Origin of the sequence: Curtobacterium sp. MCLR17_045, assembly GCF_003234405.1 — a bacterium.
GTDB classification, from domain to species: Bacteria; Actinomycetota; Actinomycetes; order Actinomycetales; family Microbacteriaceae; genus Curtobacterium; species Curtobacterium flaccumfaciens.
In genome coordinates this window covers 65,465-86,657 of the sequence record NZ_QKTB01000006.1, presented here as the reverse complement: position 1 = coordinate 86,657, position 21,193 = coordinate 65,465, and the positions used below count along the sequence as shown (strand labels likewise).

Annotated in this window: 18 protein-coding genes; 10 read left to right on the top strand and 8 right to left on the bottom strand. The window is 68.9% G+C overall.

Annotated features, from left to right (window positions below; genetic code table 11):
* The 4 genes from DEJ05_RS06355 to DEJ05_RS06340 all read left to right on the top strand — a co-directional run bounded on the left by DEJ05_RS06355 (position 1) and on the right by DEJ05_RS06340 (position 4,132).
* Positions 1-1,185, top strand: coding sequence for a PIG-L family deacetylase (locus DEJ05_RS06355; protein WP_111110023.1), 1,185 nt, complete (start codon positions 1-3; stop codon positions 1,183-1,185).
* Between the two features lie 35 nt (positions 1,186-1,220).
* A complete protein-coding gene (gene fdxA, locus DEJ05_RS06350) occupies positions 1,221-1,538 on the top strand; it encodes a ferredoxin (RefSeq protein ID WP_017887060.1) in 318 nt (105 codons plus the stop codon).
* A 12-nt stretch (positions 1,539-1,550) separates the two neighbouring features.
* On the top strand, positions 1,551-2,669 hold the full coding sequence (gene dapC, locus DEJ05_RS06345; RefSeq protein ID WP_111110022.1) for a succinyldiaminopimelate transaminase: 1,119 nt from the start codon (positions 1,551-1,553) through the stop codon (positions 2,667-2,669).
* 164 nt (positions 2,670-2,833) lie between these two features.
* Positions 2,834-4,132 (top strand): citrate synthase, encoded by a 1,299-nt coding sequence (locus DEJ05_RS06340; protein WP_111029554.1) that lies wholly within the window; start codon positions 2,834-2,836, stop codon positions 4,130-4,132.
* An 831-nt stretch (positions 4,133-4,963) separates the two neighbouring features.
* Here the strand turns inward: DEJ05_RS06340 and dapD are convergent.
* Positions 4,964-5,929 carry a 2,3,4,5-tetrahydropyridine-2,6-dicarboxylate N-succinyltransferase gene (gene dapD, locus DEJ05_RS06335; protein WP_111110021.1) on the bottom strand — a complete coding sequence of 322 codons (966 nt, stop codon included), beginning with the start codon at positions 5,927-5,929 and terminating at the stop codon, positions 4,964-4,966.
* Positions 5,930-6,015: 86 nt separating this feature from the next.
* On the opposite strand from dapD, the gene dapE reads away from it, so the two are divergent.
* The 4 genes from dapE (at position 6,016) to DEJ05_RS06315 (ending at position 9,488) form a co-directional block, all read left to right on the top strand.
* Complete coding sequence (gene dapE, locus DEJ05_RS06330; protein WP_071404160.1) at positions 6,016-7,098, top strand: succinyl-diaminopimelate desuccinylase; 1,083 nt, start codon at positions 6,016-6,018, stop codon at positions 7,096-7,098.
* Positions 7,083-8,327, top strand: coding sequence for a hypothetical protein (locus DEJ05_RS06325; RefSeq protein ID WP_111110020.1), 1,245 nt, complete (start codon positions 7,083-7,085; stop codon positions 8,325-8,327). Before dapE ends, DEJ05_RS06325 begins: the two co-directional genes overlap by 16 nt.
* A gap of 147 nt (positions 8,328-8,474) precedes the next feature.
* Complete coding sequence (locus tag DEJ05_RS06320; protein WP_017887054.1) at positions 8,475-8,645, top strand: DUF3117 domain-containing protein; 171 nt, start codon at positions 8,475-8,477, stop codon at positions 8,643-8,645.
* A 114-nt stretch (positions 8,646-8,759) separates the two neighbouring features.
* Positions 8,760-9,488 (top strand): AAA family ATPase, encoded by a 729-nt coding sequence (locus tag DEJ05_RS06315; protein WP_111029550.1) that lies wholly within the window; start codon positions 8,760-8,762, stop codon positions 9,486-9,488.
* A gap of 27 nt (positions 9,489-9,515) precedes the next feature.
* On the opposite strand, the gene DEJ05_RS06310 is transcribed toward DEJ05_RS06315, so the two are convergent.
* Positions 9,516-10,148, bottom strand: a complete 633-nt coding sequence (locus DEJ05_RS06310; protein WP_017887052.1) for an O-methyltransferase — start codon at positions 10,146-10,148, stop codon at positions 9,516-9,518.
* Positions 10,149-10,212: 64 nt separating this feature from the next.
* On the opposite strand from DEJ05_RS06310, the gene DEJ05_RS06305 reads away from it, so the two are divergent.
* Positions 10,213-10,581 carry a twin-arginine translocase TatA/TatE family subunit gene (locus DEJ05_RS06305; RefSeq protein WP_110894138.1) on the top strand — a complete coding sequence of 123 codons (369 nt, stop codon included), beginning with the start codon at positions 10,213-10,215 and terminating at the stop codon, positions 10,579-10,581.
* A gap of 220 nt (positions 10,582-10,801) precedes the next feature.
* Here DEJ05_RS06305 and DEJ05_RS17810 read toward each other — a convergent pair whose 3' ends face one another.
* From DEJ05_RS17810 to DEJ05_RS06285, 4 genes are all read right to left on the bottom strand, one after another.
* Positions 10,802-14,674 carry an NACHT domain-containing NTPase gene (locus DEJ05_RS17810; RefSeq protein WP_146245029.1) on the bottom strand — a complete coding sequence of 1,291 codons (3,873 nt, stop codon included), beginning with the start codon at positions 14,672-14,674 and terminating at the stop codon, positions 10,802-10,804.
* 66 nt (positions 14,675-14,740) lie between these two features.
* The gene (locus DEJ05_RS06295) at positions 14,741-15,901 is read right to left on the bottom strand and encodes a P-loop NTPase (RefSeq protein WP_111029549.1); all 1,161 of its coding nucleotides are present in this window, start codon (positions 15,899-15,901) and stop codon (positions 14,741-14,743) included.
* The gene (locus tag DEJ05_RS06290; RefSeq protein WP_042539423.1) at positions 15,894-16,391 is read right to left on the bottom strand and encodes a DUF1003 domain-containing protein; all 498 of its coding nucleotides are present in this window, start codon (positions 16,389-16,391) and stop codon (positions 15,894-15,896) included. Before DEJ05_RS06290 ends, DEJ05_RS06295 begins: the two co-directional genes overlap by 8 nt.
* Before the next feature lie 52 nt (positions 16,392-16,443).
* Complete coding sequence (locus DEJ05_RS06285) at positions 16,444-17,763, bottom strand: magnesium transporter MgtE N-terminal domain-containing protein (protein ID WP_027464574.1); 1,320 nt, start codon at positions 17,761-17,763, stop codon at positions 16,444-16,446.
* 130 nt (positions 17,764-17,893) lie between these two features.
* Between DEJ05_RS06285 and DEJ05_RS06280 the strand changes: the two genes are divergently transcribed.
* The gene (locus DEJ05_RS06280) at positions 17,894-18,790 is read left to right on the top strand and encodes a general stress protein (RefSeq protein WP_111110019.1); all 897 of its coding nucleotides are present in this window, start codon (positions 17,894-17,896) and stop codon (positions 18,788-18,790) included.
* A gap of 371 nt (positions 18,791-19,161) precedes the next feature.
* Here the strand turns inward: DEJ05_RS06280 and DEJ05_RS06275 are convergent, their stop codons facing one another.
* A complete protein-coding gene (locus DEJ05_RS06275) occupies positions 19,162-19,632 on the bottom strand; it encodes a GNAT family N-acetyltransferase (protein ID WP_071405472.1) in 471 nt (156 codons plus the stop codon).
* Positions 19,633-19,647: 15 nt separating this feature from the next.
* On the bottom strand, positions 19,648-21,132 hold the full coding sequence (locus tag DEJ05_RS06270; protein ID WP_110864453.1) for an aminopeptidase P family protein: 1,485 nt from the start codon (positions 21,130-21,132) through the stop codon (positions 19,648-19,650).
* Between the last annotated feature and the right edge of the window lie 61 nt (positions 21,133-21,193).

Here is a 21,193-nt window from a genome sequence, read left to right as displayed (position 1 = left end):
ATGTCGAAGGCCCCCGCCACGCGCCCCGAGCGCGTCCTGATCGTGCACGCCCACCCCGACGACGAGACGCTCTCGTCGGGCGGGACCATCGCGACCCTGCTCGAGCGCGGCGCCGAGGTGACCGTGCTCACCGCGACCCGGGGCGAGCGCGGCGAGATGCTCACGGAGCAGTTGGCCCCGCTGGCCGGCGACCCCGCGCGGGTGGCACGGCACCGGGAGACCGAGATCGCCGCTGCCCTCGCCGCCCTCGGCGGTCCGCAGCACCTGTGGCTCGGCGGGCGCGGTGCCCGGCCGACCGACCTGCCGGAGCGTCGCTACGTCGACTCCGGCATGCAGTGGGGCCCGGACGGGCGGGCCACCGCCGCGGACGACGCCCCGGCCGACTCGCTGACCGCGGCGGACCTGGGCGAGGTCGTCGACGACGTCCGCGCCGCGATCCGCTCCACCGGTGCCGACGCCGTGATCAGCTACGCCGACGACGGCGGCTACGGGCATCCCGACCACGTGCGGATGCACCACGCGGCGCAGTACGCGGCCCGTGCCGAAGAGGTCCCGTTCTCGATGATCGTCGACCCCGCCAACGGCCAGGCCGACGTCACGGTCGACGTCCTGCCGGTCCGGGCCAAGGTGCGTGCGGCGGTCGAGCAGTACCGCTCCCAGGTCGACGTCGACCCCGTGGACCCCGCCGACCCAGCGGCCCTGTCGTGGGTGATGCCGCACGGCGTCCGGCAGCACGCCCCGGCGGTCGAGGCGTTCCGGCACGACGCGGCCCCGCAGCCGGCGGCCCCGCAGACCTACGCCGAGATGTCCGGCCAGGGCAAGGCCGCGGCGGTCGTCGTCTCGCTGCTGCTCGGGCTGCTCGCCGGCGGGCTCGGGACGGTCACGCACCAGCAGACGCTCGGCGCGTTCCCGGTCGGACTCGTCGTCACCACCCTCATCGTGCTCGGCCTGACCGTGGGCGTGCGGCTCGTCTACCGCTCGCGGACGATGGTCGCCGCGATCGGCATCGGGATCCTCGTCGCGACGCAGGTGCTCGTGTCGGTCGGCGGGGAGAGCTCGCCGCTCGTCCTCGCCAACGCGGCCGGGTACGTCTGGACCTTCGCCCCCGCGGTCATCGCCGCCCTGGTCCTCGCGTGGCCGGACCTGTCGGGGCTGCGGTCCCGGACGGCCCCGGGCCGCGAGTAGACTCGAACCCGCTCGTCGAAGGGAGCACCCGAACCGTGACCTACGTGATCGCCCAGCCCTGTGTCGACGTCAAGGACCGTGCCTGCATCGACGAATGCCCGGTCGACTGCATCTACGAGGGTGACCGCTCGCTCTACATCCACCCCGACGAGTGCGTCGACTGCGGTGCGTGTGAGCCGGTCTGCCCCGTCGAGGCCATCTACTACGAGGACGACCTGCCCGACCAGTGGGCCGACTACTACAAGGCCAACGTCGAGTTCTTCGACGAGGTCGGGTCGCCCGGCGGCGCTGCGAAGGTCGGCGTGATCCACAAGGACCACCCCGTCGTCGCGGCCGAGCCCGTCCGCGGCTGACCGGACCCCCTCGTGGCGCTCGACCTCCCCGACTTCCCCTGGGACCAGCTCGTCCCGTTCAAGCAGCGCGCCGCGGCGTACGAGGGCGGCATCGTCGACCTCAGCGTCGGATCGCCCGTCGACCCCACGCCCGAAGTCGTCCGCACCGCCCTGGCCACCGCGACCGATGCGCACGCCTACCCGCAGGTCGCCGGCACCCCGGCGCTGCGACAGGCCATCGCCGACTGGTACGGCCGTCGGCACGGCGTCGCCCTGACCGAGGCGAACGCGCTGCCGACGATCGGCTCGAAGGAGTTCATCGCGGGCCTCGCGCTCTGGCTCGGCATCGGCCCCGGTGACACCGTGGTGTTCCCGGCCGCCGCGTACCCGACGTACGAGCTCGGCGCCGCACTGGTCCGCGCCGAGGCCCTCGCCTCGGACGACCCGGCGGCGTGGCCGTCCAGCACGAAGCTCGTGTGGCTGAACTCCCCGGGCAACCCGGACGGCCGCGTGCTGACCATCGACGAGCTCCGTGCCGCCGTGGTGCGCGCCCGCGAGCTCGGGGCCGTCATCGTCGGCGACGAGTGCTACGCCGAGCTCGGGTGGGACCCGGAGTACGCCACCACCCCGACGCCCACGATCCTGGACCCCCGGGTGGTCGGTGACTCGCTCGACGGCGTGCTGAGCGTGTACTCGCTGTCGAAGCAGTCGAACCTCGCCGGCTACCGTGCGGCCTTCGTCGCCGGTGACGCCGCGATCCTGGCCGACGTCCTGGCCGTCCGGAAGCACGCGGGGCTCATGCCGCCGCTGCCCGTGCAGCAGGCCATGGTCATCGCGCTCCAGGACGAGACCCACGTGCAGCAGCAGAAGGCCCGCTACCGAGCGCGCCGGAACATGCTCCGGAGAGCACTCGAGGACGCCGGGTTCCGGATCGACCACAGCGAGGCCGGGCTCTACCTCTGGGCCACCCGCGGCGAACCCGCACTCGACACCGTGGCCTGGCTCGCCGACCGCGGGATCCTCGTCGCACCGGGCACGTTCTACGGCGCAGCGGGGGGAGAGCACGTCCGCGTGGCCCTGACGGCGACCGACGAACGCATCGCCGCAGCGTCGCAGCGACTGGCGAGCAGCCGTCGCCTCGGCACCGCGTAGCACGGACACGAGTCGTTCCGGTGGTGCCCGCAATCCGTGGGAACCACCAAATCGTCACCTGGGATGTGTGCACGACCGACAGGTGCCGCGATTAGGCTGTCCTCGTGACTGACACTGCCAATGACGCTCAGAAGACGGCCACACCGCCCACCACGCCCGTCCCCGTGAGTCCCGCCGCCGAACAGCAGGGCGCGACCGCGACGCTGACGTTCCCGGGTGGCACGGCGGAGTTCCCGATCCTGCAGAGCGTCGACGGCGCGTCCGCGATCGACATCTCGACCTTCAAGAAGCAGACCGGGATGAACACGCTCGACTACGGGTTCGTGAACACCGGTGCGACGAAGAGCGCGATCACCTACATCGACGGCGACCAGGGGATCCTGCGCTACCGCGGGTACCCGATCGACCAGATCGCCGGCAACTGCACCTTCCTCGAGGTCGCGTGGCTCCTGATCTACGGCGAGCTGCCGACCCCCACCGAGCTCGAGCAGTTCGACGCCCGCATCCGTCGGCACACCCTGCTGCACGAAGACCTCCGCCGCCTGTTCGACGCCCTGCCGCACTCGGCGCACCCGATGTCCGTGCTCTCGAGCGCCGTGAGCGCCCTGTCCACGTACTACGAGGACGACATGGACGTCGACGACCCCGAGAAGGTCGAGCTGCAGACCGTCCGGCTCCTCGCCAAGCTCCCGGTCATCGCGGCGTACGCCCACAAGAAGGCCATCGGGCAGGCGTTCCTGTACCCGGACAACTCGCTGTCGTTCGTCGACAACTTCCTGCGGCTGAACTTCGGCACCATGGCCGAGACCTACAAGCCCAACCCGGTGCTCTCGAAAGCGCTCGAGCGGCTCCTGATCCTGCACGAGGACCACGAGCAGAACGCCTCGACCTCGACGGTGCGCATGGTCGGCTCGACGAAGGCGAACATGTTCGCCTCGATCTCGGCCGGCATCAACGCCCTGTACGGCCCGCTGCACGGCGGTGCGAACGAGGCCGTGCTCGAGATGCTCCAGCAGATCAAGGACTCGGGCGAGCCCGTGACGCGCTTCGTCGAGCGGGTGAAGAACAAGGAGCAGGGCGTCAAGCTCATGGGCTTCGGGCACCGCGTCTACAAGAACTACGACCCGCGCGCGAAGCTCGTCAAGGAGTCCGCGCACGAGGTCCTCGAGTCCCTCGGCGTGCAGGACGACCTGCTCGACATCGCGATGGAACTCGAGCAGATCGCACTCGAGGACGAGTACTTCGTCAGCCGCAAGCTCTACCCGAACGTCGACTTCTACACCGGCATCATCTACAAGGCGATGGGCTTCCCGCCGCGGATGTTCACCGTCCTGTTCGCCATCGGTCGTCTGCCGGGCTGGATCGCCCAGTGGCGCGAGCTGAACAACGACCCGCTCAACAAGATCGGTCGCCCCCAGCAGCTCTACGTGGGTGCACCCGAGCGCGACGTCCCCGCGCGCTGATCGACCCCGAGCGCCCCGCCCCACGGTTCCGTGGCGCGGGGCGCTCGTGCGTGTGCGCCGCGTGGCGCCGTCCGGCGGGACACGCCGCTCACCTCCGTCGAGTGGTCGCGAACGGTCGTCCGGCGGGTGTCGAAACGACGGTTCGTGCGCCCTCGGCGCCCGCGGACGGTGTGTTGTGACCACTCGCGGGGCGGGTTGCGGCACTGGACGCGACGGCCTGGAGGCCCGGTGCCGGTCTCGTGGACCGGCACCGGGCCTCCGTGCGGGCGTGTCGGGCGCGGGGCGAGGCTCTGGACGCGCCGCTCACCTCTGCCGAGTGGTCGCGAACTGTCGTCCGGAGGGTGTCGAAACGACGGTTCGTGCGCCCTCGGCGCCCGCGGACGGTGTGTTGTGACCACTCGCGGGGCGGGGTGGGGCACTGGACGCGACGGCCTGGAGGCCCGGTGCCGGTCTCGTGGGCCGGTACCGGGCCTCCCGTGGGTGCGTGTCGGGGCGGGGCGGCGGGGCGCGCCGCTCACCTCCCGTCGAGTGGTCGCGAACTGTCGTTCGGAGGGCGCCGTACCGACGGTTCGTGCGCCCTCGGCGCACGCGGACGGCGTGTTGTGACCACTCGCGGGGCGGGTTGCGGCTCTGGACGCGATGGCCTGGAGGCCCGGTGGCGGTCTCGTGGACCGGCACCGGGCCTCCGTGCGGGCGTGTCGGGCGCGGGGCGGCGGGGCGCGCCGCTCACCTCCGCCGAGTGGTCGCGAACTGTCGTCCGGCGGGTGCCGGAGCGACAGTTCGTGCGCCCTCGGCGCGCGCAGGCGGCGCGTCGTGACCGCTGGCCGAGCGCTACGCGTGCAGCGCGGTGTTCAGCTGGATGCCCTCGCCCTTGCGCTGCAGGGCCTCGACGGCGCCGCTGACGCTGTTGCGGCGGAACAGGATGTTCGGGGTGCCGGAGAGCTCCGCGGCCTTGACGGTCTTCGGGGTGCCGTCGGGGTTCGGTGCCGCGCCGACCAGCACCACCTTCGTGCCGGCCGTGACGTAGAGACCGGCCTCGATGACGGAGTCGTCACCGAGCGAGATGCCGAGGCCCGCGTTCGCGCCGAGCAGCGCGCGCTCGCCGAGCGAGACACGGTGCGTGCCGCCGCCGGACAGGGTGCCCATGATCGAGGCGCCGCCGCCGATGTCGGTGCCGTTGCCGACGACGACGCCCTGCGAGACGCGGCCCTCGATCATGGCGTCACCGAGGGTGCCGGCGTTGAAGTTCACGAAGCCCTCGTGCATGACGGTCGTGCCCGGCGCCAGGTGTGCGCCGAGGCGGACGCGGTTGGCGTCGCCGATGCGGACGCGGTCCGGCACGACGTAGTCGAGCAGGCGCGGGAACTTGTCGATGGCGTGCACGGCGATGCCGGCGCGCTGCAGGGACGGGCGCAGGCGCGTCAGGGACTCGGGGTGCACCGGGCCGGCGTTCGTCCACGCGACGATCGGCAGGTGGCCGAAGACACCGTCGAGGGAGACCTCGTTCGGGCGGACGTGCAGGTGGCTCAGCAGGTGCAGGCGGAGGTACGCGTCCGGGGTGCTCGTCGGGCCGGCGTCGATCGTGATCTCGGTGGTGACGGCCTCGATCCGGACCTCGCGGCGGGGGTCGTCACCGACGTGCGCCTGCAGCTCGGCGGGGAACACGGCGTCGGCGGGCAGCGGGCCGAGGTGCGTCTCCGGGTACCAGGTGTCGAGCGTCGTGCCGTCGGCGGCGATCGTCGCGAGGCCGTGGCCCCAGGCGTGGGTCGGGCGGTCGGAGGCAGTCGTGTCGGTCACGGCTCCAGGGTACCGAGCGGCCGTCGGCGGGCACCGTCCGGCCGGACGGCCGGGGCGGTGCGAGGGGCGGCCGGTAGGCTGCCCGCATGCCGGAGCACCTCGACCTCACCGCCTCGTCCATCGACATCACCCGTGCCATCTGCGACATCGAGTCGGTGTCCGGCAACGAGCAGGCCCTCGCCGACGCGATCGAGGCCGTGCTCGCACCGCTGCCGCACCTCGAGGTGATCCGCGACGGCGACGCGATCGTGGCGCGGACGAACCTGGGCCGCGACCGCCGCGTCGTCATCGCCGGTCACATCGACACCGTCCCGCTCAACGACAACCTGCCGACCGAGTTCCGGACCACCGAGGACGGCACCGAGATCCTCTGGGGCCGCGGCACCGTCGACATGAAGGCTGGCTGCGCGGTGCAGCTCAAGCTGGCGTACGACCTGGTCGACCCCTCGGTCGACGTCACGTGGGTCTGGTACGACCACGAGGAGGTCAGCGACGCCCTGAACGGCCTCGGCCGTCTGGCCCGGACGCGACCCGAACTCCTCACCGCCGACTTCGCGATCCTGGGCGAGCCGTCCGGGGCTCAGATCGAGGGTGGCTGCAACGGCAACCTCCGCGCCGAGATCCGCACGTTCGGCAAGCGTTCGCACAGCGCCCGGAGCTGGATCGGCGACAACGCGATCCACAAGACCGCCCCGATCCTGGCCACCCTGGCCGCCTACGAGCCCCGCACCGTCACGGTCGACGGGCTCGAGTACCGCGAAGGCCTGAACGCGGTCGGCATCAGCGGCGGCATCGCGGGCAACATCATCCCCGACGAGGCGATGGTGCACGTGAACTACCGGTTCGCACCCTCGCGCTCGGCCGACGAAGCCGTCGCCCACATCCGCGAGCTGTTCGACGGGTACGAGGTCACGATCGTCGACCTCGCCGCCGGTGCCCGCCCCGGACTCGATGCCCCACTCGCGCAGGACTTCGTCGCGGCCGTCGGCGGACCGGAGCCCCGTCCGAAGTACGGCTGGACCGACGTCGCACGCTTCTCGGCGCTCGGGGTCCCCGCGGTCAACTACGGCCCCGGCGAGCCGGTCTTCGCCCACCACGACGACGAGCAGGTCCCGGTCGCGCAGATCACCGCGGTCGAGGCCGGGCTGCGTCGGTGGCTGACGGCCTGACGACGGCGGGGGCCACCCGGAGGACCCCTGCTCGGAACCGCTGGCGGGCCCGGTACCGGGTCGTCCCGTGGTGGGTGCGCATCACGGTCGTGTACGTGCTGGCGCGGCTCGTCACGGGCGCCATGATGCTCGCGTTCGCCCGCTTGCAGGCGGCGAACTCGTTCACCGTGCAGAGCCCGGGCTACCTGTCGTTCGCGTCGATCTGGGACGGTGCCTGGTACCGCGTGATCGCCACGGGCGGGTACCCGTCGACGCTGCCCGTCGACGCCGCCGGGCACGTGACCGAGAACGCGTGGGCGTTCATGCCCGCGTACCCGTTCCTGGTGCGCGCGCTCACGCTGCTCACCGGAGCATCGTTCGAGTTCGTCGCGGTCTCGGTGTCGTTGCTCGCCGGACTCGGGGCCGCGCTGGTGTTCCGCCGCCTCATGGGACGGTTCCTCGACCCCGCACGGGCGACGTTCGCCACGGTGCTGTTCTGCGTCGCACCGGTGTCGGCGATGTTCCAGGTGGCCTACGCGGAGTCGATGGGCCTGTTCCTGCTGCTCGTCGCGCTGCTGCTCATGGTGGATCGACGGTGGTGGGCGATGCTGCCCGTCGTGCTCCTGCTCGGCATGACCCGACCGACGGGGCTCGCCTTCGCGTTCCTGGTGGTGCTCTTCGTGGCCGCGTGGGCGATCCGCCCGGCGTGGGTGCGCTCGTCGGAACCGCTGACCCTCCGCCGGCTCGTCCCACCCGCGGTGGTCGCCACGGTGTCGGGTCTGGTCGGTCTGGCGTGGCCGGCCATCGCGTGGGCGGTCACCGGCGTGCCGAAGGCCTACACGGACACCGAGCTCGCCTGGCGGTCGTCGTACATCGGGTGGAAGGAACTCGTGCCGTTCGCGCCGTGGGTGCAGGGGTTCGGGTGGTGGTTCGGGCAGCCGGCCGGCGCGGTGCTGCTCGTCGTCGTGCTCATCGGGTTCGCCGCGTTCGTGTGCATGCCCGCTGCGCGCCGGATCGGCATCGAGCTCCGACTCTGGGGCGTGGCGTACCTGGTGTACCTGCTGGCGGTGTTCTTCCCGCAGTCGAGCACCTGGCGCATCCTCGTGCCGATCGCGCCGTTGCTCGGGATCGTGGCGCTGCCGCGGTCGCGGGTGTACCGCGTGGCCGTCGTCGTCGCGTTCGTCGGGCTGCAGTGGGTTTGGCTGTACTACACGTGGTGGATCGACGGCTACGACTGGACCCCACCGTGATCGATGCGGGGCGCCGGAGGCCCGTGGATCCGCGTTCTGCGGAGCATCAGAACGACACATCCGACACCCCCAACCTGGGCGGTTTCGCAGTTGCCCCCTCCATACGGGATAATGGGGCTGCATTTACTGCACGAAAGGGGACATCTGATGGCAGCCATGAAGCCGAGGACCGGTGACGGGCCGATGGAGGCTGTTAAGGAGGGTCGACTCATCATCGTGCGGGTTCCGCTCGAAGGTGGAGGCCGCCTGGTCGTCTCGGTCAACGATGCCGAGGCCAAGGAACTCCACGACGCACTCGCTGAGGTCGTCTCGGCCTAGTACGTCGAAGCACCAGAACGGAAGGCCCGGAGCGTGTACGCTCCGGGCCTTCCGTCTGCCCGCCGGTAGCGGGCGTCCCCACGCGGTGTCGGTCGGCTCCGGCAGGATGGGGCCGTGCCGAGGACCCACCTGCCCATCCGACGCGTCGAGGAGTACCGCGACCCGGACCCGATGCCGCGCGACGAGTGGCCGGCCACGCTCCCGCCGATCCGGCAGCTGCTCGACGAGGGCCTCGACCTGGACCCGGTGACGGTGTTCGTCGGGGACAACGGTGTCGGCAAGTCGACCCTGATCGAGGCCATCGCGCTCGCGTTCGGGATGTCCCCGGAAGGCGGCTCGACCGGGGCACACCACTCGACCCGTCCGTCCGAGTCGGACCTGTGGCAGCACATCGCCCTGCGACGTGACTTCGGTGCGCCCCGCGGTGGTTTCTTCCTGCGTGCTGAGACGATGCACGGCTTCTTCACCTACCTCGAGGAGCACCCGAACCGCAGTCGCCCCGAGCCGGTGTTCCACGAGCGCAGCCACGGCGAGGCATTCCTGGACTTCGTCATCGACCGGGCGCGTTGGCCCGGCCTCTGGATCCTCGACGAGCCGGAGTCCGCCCTGTCGTTCTCGGGCTGCCTCACCCTGATCGCACTGTTGCGCTCGATCGTCGAGAGCGGCGTCGGCCAGGTCGTGCTCTCGACCCACTCACCCGTGCTCGCCGCGTTCCCGGGCGCGACGATCCACGAGGTCGGCGAGTGGGGCCTGCGGCGCACCGAGTGGCGCGACCTCGACCTGGTGCGGAACCAGCGGGCGTTCCTCGAGTCCCCGGAGCGGTACCTGCGGCACCTCGACTGACCTGCGCGAGCGCCGGCGGGTCGAGCGCTAGTTGGTGACCTTCGTCAACTGCAGCAGCCCGTCACCGGCGGGCGACAGCGCGCTGCGCACCGCACCCGAGGTCGACACCTCGGTCAGGAGCAGCCGGAAGTCCGTGGTGGCGCGGTCGCGCTTCACCGGGTCGGCCACGCGTCCGCGCCACAGGGCGTGCGGCACCAGGACGGTGCCACCCAGGCGGGCGAGCCGGAGACCGTGCTCGACGTACTCGATGACGTGCTCGGGGTCGGCGTCGACGAGGACGACGTCGTACGAGGCCTCGTTCATGCGGGGGAGGACCTGGTTCGCCCGACCGGGGATGAGCCGGATCCGTGCGGGAGCGGTGCCGGCGCTGATGTAGGCGTCGCGGGCGAACTGCTGGTGGTCGACCTCGACGTCGATCGTCGTCAGGGTCGCGTTCGGGGCGCCGGCGAGCAGGTACAGGCCGGAGACCCCGAGGCCGGTGCCGATCTCGATGATGCTCGTGGCTCGCGAGGCTGCCGCGATGACCCCGATCTGCGCACCGATCGCGGGCGAGATCGCTTCGACTCCGAGTTCCAGGGAGTGCTCACGAGCACGGGCGATCGCCTCGGTCTCCGAGACGATGTCCTCGGCGAACTTCCAGTTCGACTCTTTCTCTGACACGCACACTCCGTTCGGGAGACAACTCTAGAGGTGCAACGCAGCAGCACGCGTTAGGCTCGCTCGCGTGGACATCCCGCTCGACAAGATCCTGATCATCGGGGTCATCGGCGTCCTCTTGCTCGGGCCGCAGCGCCTGCCGATGTACGCCCAGAAGCTGGCCGAGTTCGTCAAGGCCGTCCGTCGCTTCGCCGACACCGCGAAGGAGCGGATGCGCGACGAGATGGGCCCCGAGTTCGACGACATCGAGTGGCAGAAGCTCGACCCGCGCCAGTACGACCCGCGCCGCATCATCCGAGACGCCCTGCTCGACTCCGGTTCCAGTGCGGCCGCCGTGCAGACCGCGCAGGTCACGGCCTCGAAGGTGCGCGCGACGGCTCCCGTCGTGCCCCTGGCCGCCGGTGAACCGGCACCCTTCGACGCCGAGGCGACCTGACGCCCGTCACGTCCCCACGTGACGGACTGGAGGCCCGGTGCCAGCTGGCACCGGGCCTCCAGTCCGTCTGGGGGTCGCGTCGTCAGTCGCGGGTGGCGACGATCGTGTAGGTCGTCGGCATCCGGTCGCGGTCGTGTTCCGGCCAGGCCCATGAGCCGGTGTCGGTCTTGACCATGCGGGAGCTGAACCGCCACGGCAGGGTCCGGCAGGCCTGCACCCGTCAGATAGCTTCGAAAGACCCCGCTTCTCCGCGAGCGATTTCGAGGCTGGCAGCAGCGGCGATGGCGGCAACGTTCTCGTCGAGACCGAACGTGATCATGGCAGCGTTGGCGATCGCTTCTTCCTGCGTCGTGAATTCACTGCGACGTAGGCCCTCCAGCCACAAGCGCAGTACCGATGGCTCGAAAACGCTTGCATGGGGGCCGTCGGCGACGAGTCGTCCAAGCAACGCTTCAAGTTCGCCTGACCCCGGCGAGGCTTGAATCAAACGCGCCGCATCCATTGCCGCAGACAGAGTTGCGGGGAGACCTTCTGTGCCTGTCCAGTCTTCCATTGCCGGTGAGAAAATGAGTCGAGGATCAAATAGGACGCAAAGTCGAAGAATACCTGCAGTGGAATTCTCGAGAGCGGCCCCGTAGAGTGCAAGCGCAAGACTCTCGTTTGGCTCTGGCCGAGAAATACGAGACGCGGCAAGTTTCGCAAGGTAATCAGACTCGATTAATTCAGGTGAAGCGATCGATCCTAGCCAGTCGATCCACAATGCGCCGCTGAGGGGAGTCGCTAGGGGAATTGGAGAGGCCAGGAGGTTCATGGTAAATCGGTCGAGGGCTCGCTGGCTTTCGTGAAGAACAACAGCGTCGAGATCGCCATCCGCGTTGTCGATGATCGCTCGCGAAGATAGTGATGCCATGAAATGCAACAGATCAAGGTAAGTGGCTCGCAGTGAGATATGAGACGTTGAGGCTGATACCTCGGAGAGTATCTCGCAGTCGCGGATTGCGGCAGCCAAGCTCTCTGCGTCGTATGGGGAACTTGCCTCAAAAGATCCACCGTGGAGTAGAATGGCGTCTAGGCGGTCCTCCAGCGAGTATTTGTCGTCGAGAGGATGTGTACCACTGTGCTCGAGTTGAACCCCGTTAGCTACAGCACGGTCCTCTGCGGCAGTCCACTCCTCGATGGAACCCAGTACTCCATTTCGGACCGCTGAAGTGATGCCGTCCAGGTAGTCCATGTTCGCACCGTCATCGCCTACGCACCACTTCAGCAACCCCTCGACGAGCCAGCTGTGCCGGATCTGCAGGCTCGCAAGCGACGGATTCTTCGCGAGCGAGGCGAGTACAACGGCGACTCCGTCCGCTGTGTCGGCACGCGCAGCAGCTCGAACGTAACTCCACTCCGAGCCGGGCAAATTTTCAAGCGCAGGGTGCTTAAGTGGCCTCGCGCAATCCAGAACGCGTCGCAGAACTATCGACAGTTGAAGAGAGTGTTCTCCGTGCAGCACCTCTATCCGGTCGGAATCGACTGCCGGGCTACAGGAAATCTTGAGTCGTGACAGGAGGTTACTCGGCAGATTTTCGGGATCAGCGTAACCGACGATCGAATTCTGTTCACCGAGGAAATTTGACGGCTGTAAATCCTCGAGCAAGCTACTCGCGGCTTCGTCCATTGTGAGAGAATGTTGTCCCCAGGCGAATTTGACGAGATGGGCTTGTGCAGAAGGCATCGCGTTCTCGAAGTGGGAATTCACCGCAGCTGCCGATTCCTCATCGCCAGCCGCTGCCTCGCGCGCGAAATAGCTCAAAGCGCCGAATGAGGCAGGCTCGCCGAGTCGCATGAGGCGGCTCGCTTCAGCTCGAACGACCTTCCTAGCGTGCCCTTCTGGAAGCCGCTCAAGACCAGCGAGAAGACGAAGGTCGACAGCGGATAGCAGCGAGCCGGCCCGAGCTGCAAGAGTGCGTGCGTACTTAGGCTGGTTCGCGCAGGACCCATCTAGGAGAATGTCCAGAGCGAGCCTCCCACCGCTTCTGTTAACGGAGTGAGCAGGGCTGGCCGAGTCTAGATCTGCGCAAAGGTGGTCGACGCCTGGCTTCAAGAGTTCCTTCTCGAAGAAGATCCGACCAACCGCAAAGAGAATGACATTCCGCCAATGCGGTACTAGTGAGCGCAACCGCAAGTGATCGAGAACCGAGCTCTCGGGACAGTCTAGGACAACGTGCTCGGCTGCCATGAACTCTTGGATAGAGCGAATCTCGAACCCTATTGACTCTGCGGAAAGGCGCGCGAGGAATACAAGGCGCTCGGTGGCTAGGGAGAGAATGCGGTCCGTGAGGTGTTTTGCCTCGCCTGGCGAGTGCTCCATCTCGAGGAGGCGCTCTTCGACAATCGACGCAAAGTCTCGTGTAGTGAGACTGGCGCTGGCGCGTCCGGATTGCGCGCTGCTTTCCTGAAGCAGGATTCCCACTTTTCGATGCAGATAATTGATGTCCGACGTGTATTGTCTGAGCAGTTGTGCAAGTTCACCGGGCTTCTCCTGCTCGCGTTGCATGATCACCTGGTAGTAGTTCCAGAAGAGCTGCCAGCGGTCACCGGGAGTGTGGCCTAGCCGCTCCAGCAAAATTGCGAGAATGGTTACCTGTAAGGGTGATTCAAAGAGTCGTCGGGTGGCATCGACTCTCACGGCCTTTCTGAGTTCGCGGTTCGTGCGGTCGTTGGCCGCTGTGTTCGCGCCATTGCGTGCGGTGAGGAACTCTTCGGCGTACCCCAGTGCTTCGGACGGAGAAAGCGGTGCGAGGTGAATATTGCGGGATCTGCTAAATTCGTTGGAGTACCCCTGAGGGCGCGTCGTTGCGACGAAATGTACGTCTGCTCCGACGGTATTCGCGTGCGATACCAAATCGGCGACGGACTGCAGTACAGCTTGTCGGTCGCTCGTTGCTGGAACTTCGTCGAATCCGTCGAGGATCACGAGCCAGGGGTGATCCTCCATCCACTTTGAAAGGTCCCCTGAGGTGACGGGCTGCCCGGCCTGACTTATCTCTGCGGCGAGAAAGTCCAGTACCGTTTTGGTTTCTCCCGCTGCTAGGCTGTCCGCGAACTCGCTCAGGACTATTCGGGCAGGCCAGCGTCGGCTAGCGATATGAAGGGAGTTGTGTTCCTGTCGACGCTCGATATCGGCTGCAATTTTTGAGGTCTCTGCGTCATTTATTACCGTGGAACCTCCAAGAAAAGCCGCACGGTATGACAGTGCAATGAATTGACTGACCGTGCTTTTGCCCTGGCCGGGGCCCCCGATCAGGACATGGAAGTTAGAGCCGGTGGGGCGTTGGTTCGAATGACTGTCAAACGTGTCAAAGAGGTGAGCGGTAACGCGCGGCTCTCTTTGTAGTGTATCAATCCCGATGTATGGAAGGTCCATGTAGACAGCCGAGATTGCTAGGGGGGTGTCCTTTGCTTCGCCGGCTTGCCCCAATTTGAGGCGGTGCTCTCGCCTCATTTGATTTGCGGCATGTAGCTGCAATGCGAGGTCGAAACGTTCGGAGAATCGCGAAGGTTCCAACAGGTTGAAGAGGACGTCGCCTGGCGTCACCAGCGCGCGATATGCCCGACGCACTTCGCCATGCTTGTCGAGCAAAAGGCGAAGGTCGTCGTAATCCCAAATCCTCCAGCCGGTCAACCTGAGACCCTGTCGGCTGAATTCTGCTCCAAGCCATTTGGCAATCTCGTCCTTGCCCCCGCCGTCGGCTGCACTTAAGCGAACATTGGTGGAGACGAGATAAAATTCTGGTAGCTTCCTCGATTTTGAAGCTCTATGAGCGCTCCACCGTGCTATTTCTTCTCGCAGCTGTCGCTTCAGCCAAGTCAGATTACTCGCTGGTGCTTCTGGAAATTCACGGTGTTTGGCTTGGAGTACGGAGTACCCCCGCCAGTCTCCGTGCGTGGACAGTGCAATATCCCCTCCGGTCCATGTCGCTTCGCGACCTCCGTCGGCGCCAGCCCCGAATGTACTGACTCGCGCACCCACTTCAGCAGCAGTCAGACTCTGCGAGAGATGTTCGAACTGCTTGTTCCCTAGACGGTCAAGGTCATAGTCCATCTCGATATATTGTCGGGTTCTCTGGAGAGCGCGCGTGTTGGTTGAGGTATCCGCGTTTTCGGGAGCCTAGGACAGCGACAACCCGAGCTTCCGGCCGGCGAGCCCGCGTCCCATCGTGGTGATCCGGTCGGCGATCGCCGTCAGGGCCACGGCGGACGGGTCCTCCGGGGCACCGAGCACCACCGGGACGCCTGCGTCACCGCCCTCGCGCAGCGGCACGGACAGCGGCACGCTGCCGAGCACCGGGACGGGGGCGTCCTGCCCGCGGGAGAGCCGTGCGGCGGTCTCGGCGCCACCACCCTCGCCGAACAGGTGCAGCACCGAGCCGTCGGGCTGCACGAGCCCCGCCATGTTCTCGACCACGCCGATGACCCGCTGCCCGGTCTGCCGGGCGACGATCCCGCTGCGCTCGGCGACGTCGGCCGCGGCGGCCTGCGGGGTCGTGACGACCAGGACCTCGGCGTGCGGCAGCAACTGCCCCACCGAGATCGCGACGTCGCCGGTGCCCGGGGGCAGGTCGAGCAGCAGGACGTCGAGGTCGCCGAAGAACACGTCGGTCAGGAACTGGTTCACGGTGCGGTGCAGCATCGGTCCGCGCCACGACACCGCGGTCGAGACGTCGTCGACGAACATGCCGATCGAGACGACCTTCACGTCGTGCGCCACCGGCGGCAGGATCATGCTGTCCACGCGGGTCGGGCGGGGTGCGACCCCGTGCTCGTCGGTCAGACCCATCAGGCCGGGGACGCTGAAGCCGTGCACATCGACGTCGACGACCCCGACCCGCAGGCCCCGGCGGGCGAGCGCGACGGCGAGGTTCACGGTGACGGTGGACTTGCCGACGCCACCCTTGCCGCTCGTGACGGCGATGACGCGCGTGAGCGAGTCCGGGGTGAACTGGACGCCCTTGGGACGGCCGGCTCGCAGCCGCTCGGTCAGCGCGGCACGAGTGGCCGGGTCCATCACGGACACGTCGACGTCGACTGCGACGACCCCCGGGACGGACCCGGCGGCGGCGCGGACGTCGCGCTCGATGGTGTCGGCGGCGGGGCATCCCACGATCGTGAGCTGCAGGTCGACGCGCACCGCGCCTCCTGGCTGCACGTCGACACCACGGATCATGTCGAGCTCCGTGACGGGGCGGCGGATCTCGGGGTCGATGACGCGGTCGAGCGCGGCGAGGACCGCCGTGCCGAGCTGTTCGTCGGTGGGGACGGCGTCAGCCACGGGTGGAGCTGTCGTGTTCGTCCGCGTACCCGGCCTCGTCGGCGTCGCGGCGGTCGAGCTCCTCGAGCAGGGAGCGGAGCTCAGCGCGGATGAAGTCCTTCGACGCCATGTCCCGCATCGCCAGGCGCAGGGCAACGACCTCGCGGGCCAGGTACTCGGTGTCGGCCAGGTTGCGTTCGGCACGCTGGCGGTCCTGCTCGAACTGCACGCGGTCGCGGTCGTCCTGCCGGTTCTGCGCGAGCAGGATCAGCGGGGCGGCGTACGAGGCCTGCAGCGAGAGCACGAGCGTCAGAGCCGTGAAGCCGATGGCCGCCGAGTCGAACTGCCACGGCTTCGGCGCCAGGGTGTTGTAGCCCATCCAGACCACGCAGAACAGCGTGAGACCGATGAGGAACCACGGCGTGCCCATCCCGCGAGCGATGCCCTCGGTCGCACGACCGAAGGTGTCCCCGCGACCACGGCGGCGGCTGGGGAGCACACGCGTGCGCATGCCCTTGGGGGAGTCGAGCCGGACCTCTTGGCGGTCACGGTCGCGACGGTTGTCATCCGTTCGGGCCACGGGTGGTCCTCCTTCCCGTCGTCACGGGTGTCCTGCGCGGGCGTTGGCGTGGAAGCGGTGAGGGTTCCCCCTCGCCCTGACTTCGCCAGTCGTCCGGCAGGACGTGGTCGAGGACATCGTCGATCGTCACCACCCCGACGAGACGGTGGGCGTCGTCGACCACGGGGACGGACAGCAGGTTGTAGGTCGCCATGATGCGGGTGACCTCGGCGGCGCTCGCGTCGACCCGGACCGGTTCGGTCTGCTGGTCGATGAGCGTGCCGAGCCGCTCGTTCGGCGGGTAGCGGAGCATCCGCTGGAAGTGCACGAGTCCGAGGAACCGACCGGTCGGTGGCTCGTACGGCGGCAGGGTGACGCAGACGGCGGCGCCGAGCACCGGTGCGAGCTCGTGGCGGCGGACCAGCGCGAGGCCCTCGGCCACGGTGGCGTCGGCCGAGACGATCACCGGTTCGGTGGTCATCAGACCACCGGCGGTGTCCGGCTCGTACTCCAGGAGCATGCGGACGTCCTGCGCCTCCTCCGGCTCCATGAGCTGCAGGAGGGCTTCACTCCGCTCGTCGGAGAACTGGGCGAGGACGTCGGCCGCGTCGTCCGGCTGCATCTGGTCGAGGACGTCGGCGGCACGGGCGTCGACCAGCCGGGTGAGGATCTCGATGCGCTCCTGGTCGGGCATCTCCTCGAGCACGTCGGCGAGGCGGTCGTCGGGGAGTTCCTCGGCGACCTCGAACCGGCGCTCGGCGGGCAGGTCGAGCAGCGTCGACGCGAGGTCGGCGGGCAGCAGGTCGGAGTAAGCGGCGATGACGTGCTCGGCGGACTGGGCCTCGCCGGGGAGCTCGTCCTCGGTGACCTCGTTCCAGGTCGCGAACGTCGTGGGGCCCTTGCCGAACGGCGACGGGGTGGTCTTCGGCTTGCGGAGGAAGAGCTGCGCGACCTCCCAGTCGCCCTGCCCGCGGTCCTCGATCGCGACGTCCTCGATGGTGGCGCGGATCCGCTGGTTCTTGATGAGCACCTTGCGGCCGAGCATCTCGGCGATGACGCGGACCTCGCCGCCACGCTGCTCGAAGCGGCGCATGTTCACGAGGCCGGTCGTGATGACCTGCCCGGCACCGATGGAGGTGATGCGGCCGATGCTCACGAAGATGCGGCGCTTGCCGGGCACCTCGACGATGAGCCCGACCACGTGCGGGGGATCGGCCCGGCGGTAGACGACCAGGACGTCCCGGACCCTGCCGACGCGGTCGCCCGCGGGGTCGAAGACGGAGCACCCGGCGAGGCGGGCGACGAAGACCTTCGTGGCGCTCACCCGACCCAGCGTAGTCGCTCGGGTGTGCGCGTTCGCTCGCGCCGCCGACGGCACCGGTCGGTGGCTTCCGATCGGCTGCTTCCCTGAGAGTGCACGTGCGATTGCAAGGTGTGCGGTGAATGATGGCTGTGTGAGCAATCAGAGCCCCTTCGCCGGCAGGACCGCCCAGGCGTTCCCGACGCTGCCCAAGGGCGACGTCCTGGGAACGTACGACAGCTACCCCGACGCACAGCGCGTGGTGGCGAAGCTGGCCGAGGCCGACTTCCCCGTCAACCAGCTCTCGATCGTCGGCAACGACCTGAAGACGGTCGAGCGGGTCACCGGCAAGATGACCTACGGCCGTGCCGCCATCGCCGGTGCGCTGTCCGGCCTGTGGCTCGGCATCTTCTTCGGCATCGTGCTCACGCTCTTCTCGCCGAGCGCCGGAGGTCTGATCCTGGCGGCCGCGATCATCGGTGCCGCGTTCGGCATGCTCTACGGCATCGTCTCGTTCGCGATCACGAAGCGGCAGCGCGACTTCACGAGCGTGCACCAGGTGCTCGCCACGAACTACCAGATCGTCGTCAACCCGCAGCTGACCGGGCAGGCGCAGCGCATCCTCGGTGAGCACGGGGCGACCCCGTCCACGCACTGGAACGACGCTCCCCAGCAGCAGCAGCAGCAGCAGCAGCAGCAGCAGTGGCGTCCGGGCCCCGGTGGGGTCCCGCCGCAGCAGCAGTCGCCGTACGGCGGGCACGCCACACCGCACCAGCAGCCGGGAGGCCCGCAACACCCCGGCACGTCGGCCCCCGGCGCGCAGACGGGTGCGCCTTCGGGCCCGCCGCGCTACGGCACGAACGACGGACCCCGGTACGGGGAGACCCCCGAGACGGCTGCCGCCCCCGCGGCCCCGCCGGTGCCGGAGCGTCGACCCGAGGAGCCGCCGCGCTACGGCGAGCGGGTCGCCGGTGCCACGCCGCCGGAGCCCTCGTCGTCGTCCTCGCCGGATGCGCCGCGCGAGGGCGACAGGGACAGCGACCGCCGCTAGCCGCGCTCCGGCTGGCGCGACCGGCCTTCGTCTTCGGGTTGTGCGCGATCGGATCGTGGTCGGGTCGCGCGAGATCGCTCGACACGCCGTTCATGTCCGCCGAGGTCGCAGGAACTGTCGCCGCCGAGCTCCGCGGGCGGCACTTCGCGCGACCTCGGCGGCGCCGGGTGGTCGTCCGGACGGTCGGGCGGTCGCAACACCCCGCGCGCACGGCCTCGAGCGGTCGGAGATCGTCGTTCGGCGCCGGCCCAGACGACGGTTCGTGACCGCTCGACCTCGGGCCGACGGCACGTCGTGACCGAGAGCCGAGCGGGCTCGGGCGCGGGCGGGCTTGCTCGCGGCGCGGCGCGCTCCGGGCAGGCTCGCGCCGGCTAGAGGACCTTCGAGAAGCAGACCGACAGGGGCGCCCCGACGTACGGCCCGAAGTTCGCGATCCGCCGGAACCCCTCGCGCTGGTAGAACCCGACGGCGCGCTGCTGCTCCGTGCCCGTCTCGAGGACGAGCGCCGGGGACCCGAGGTCGAGCGCCGCTTCTTCCAGCCGGCGCAGCAACGCAGCCGCGGCGCCGGACCCGCGGGACTCCGGCCGGACGTACATCCGCTTGATCTCGGCGATGCCGTCGTCGACGATGCGCAGGCCCCCGCACCCCAGGGGAGTCCCGGACTCGTCCCGTGCGACGAAGAACACCGCGATCGACTCGGCGGTCGGCTTCTCACCCGGTTCGGTGTCGCCGCCGTGCGCCCGGTCGATCTCCAGGCGCTGGGCGGCACGGAGTCGCTGGGCGTCGGGGGAGTCGAAGTGCTCGACCTCGATCGAGATGGTGTTCGGGGAGGCCTCGGGCATGGTCACCCGATCAGGCTAGCGGCCCGAGCGGGCGATCCACCCCTCCACTTCCGAGGGGGTCCGGGGGATGCCGACGGACAGGTTCTCGGCGCCGTCCTCGGTCACCAGGATGTCGTCCTCGATGCGGACACCGATGCCGCGGAACTCCTCCGGCACGGTCAGGTCGTCCTGCTGGAAGTACAGCCCGGGCTCGATCGTGAAGACCATGCCGGCCTGCACGGTGCCGTCGAGGTACATCTCGCGGCGGGCCTTCGCGCAGTCGTGCACGTCGAGCCCGAGGTGGTGGCTCGTGCCGTGCACCATGTAGCGACGGTGGAACTGGTTGTCCGGCTCGAGCGACTCGGCGGCAGAGACCGGCAGGAAGCCCCACTCGGCGGTCTTGCGCGCGATGACCTCCATCGCGGTGGCGTGCACCTGGCGGAACGTGATGCCCGGCTTGACGATCGCGAACGCGGCGTCGGCTGCCTCGAGCACGGCTTCGTAGACCATCCGCTGCACGGGGGAGAACGTGCCGCTCACCGGGAGCGTGCGGGTGATGTCGGCGGTGTAGAACGAGTCGACCTCGACCCCGGCGTCGATGAGGATGAGATCGCCCGGCTGTACGGCGCCGTCGTTGCGGGTCCAGTGCAGGATGCAGGCGTGGTGGCCCGAGGCGGCGATGGTGTCGTAGCCCACGGTGTTGCCGTCGGCGCGCGCCCGGCGGTTGAACGTGCCCTCGACGATGCGCTCACCGCGCGGGTGCGCGAGCACGGCGTCGAAGTCGCCGATGACGTCGTCGAACCCGTGCTTCGTGGCGTCGACGGCCTTGCGGAGCTCACGGACCTCGTACGCGTCCTTGACCAGTCGCAGCTCGGACAGGTCGCGGGCGAGCAGGTCGTCGGTGGCCGGCGACCCCTCGGTCTCGTCCGCGCCACCGATGGCCGCGCCGATGCGGGCGTCGAGGGAACGGGTCAGGTCGTCGTCGGCTTCACGCACGAGCAGCGCCGATGCGTCGAGTGCATCGGCGACGGCCGTGAACGCCCCGAGGTCGGCCGTGGCCAGCCCGAGGTCGGCGGCGACGGCGTCGAGCGAGGGGCGCGGCCCGACCCAGAACTCCCCGATCTCGGGGTTGGCGTAGAACTCTTCCGAGTCGCGGCCCGCGGTGGCACGGAAGTACAGCGTGGCGTCGTGGCCGGAGCCGTTCGGCGTCATCACGAGCACGGAGCCGACGACGGTGTCGGTGCCCCAGCCGGTCAGGTGCGCGAAGGTGGAGTGCGGGCGGAACGGGTAGTCGCAGTCGTTCGAGCGGACCTTGGCCTGCCCGGCCGGCACCACGATCGTGCGGCCCGGGTGCAGCTCGGAGATGCGCGCGCGACGCTCGGCGGCGAACACGGCCTGCTCGCGGGGCTCGGGCTGCGCTTCCGAGCGCTCGGCCCACTGCGACCCGATGAAATCCTTGAAGGTCGAGGACCCGGGGGTCGTGGATCGGTTGCTCGTCGCGCGGGGAGTCGTGTCGGCCATGCGTCCATCATCGCACCGCCGGGCGACACCCGGCCTGTGCGGCCGCTCACCTGTGGATAGC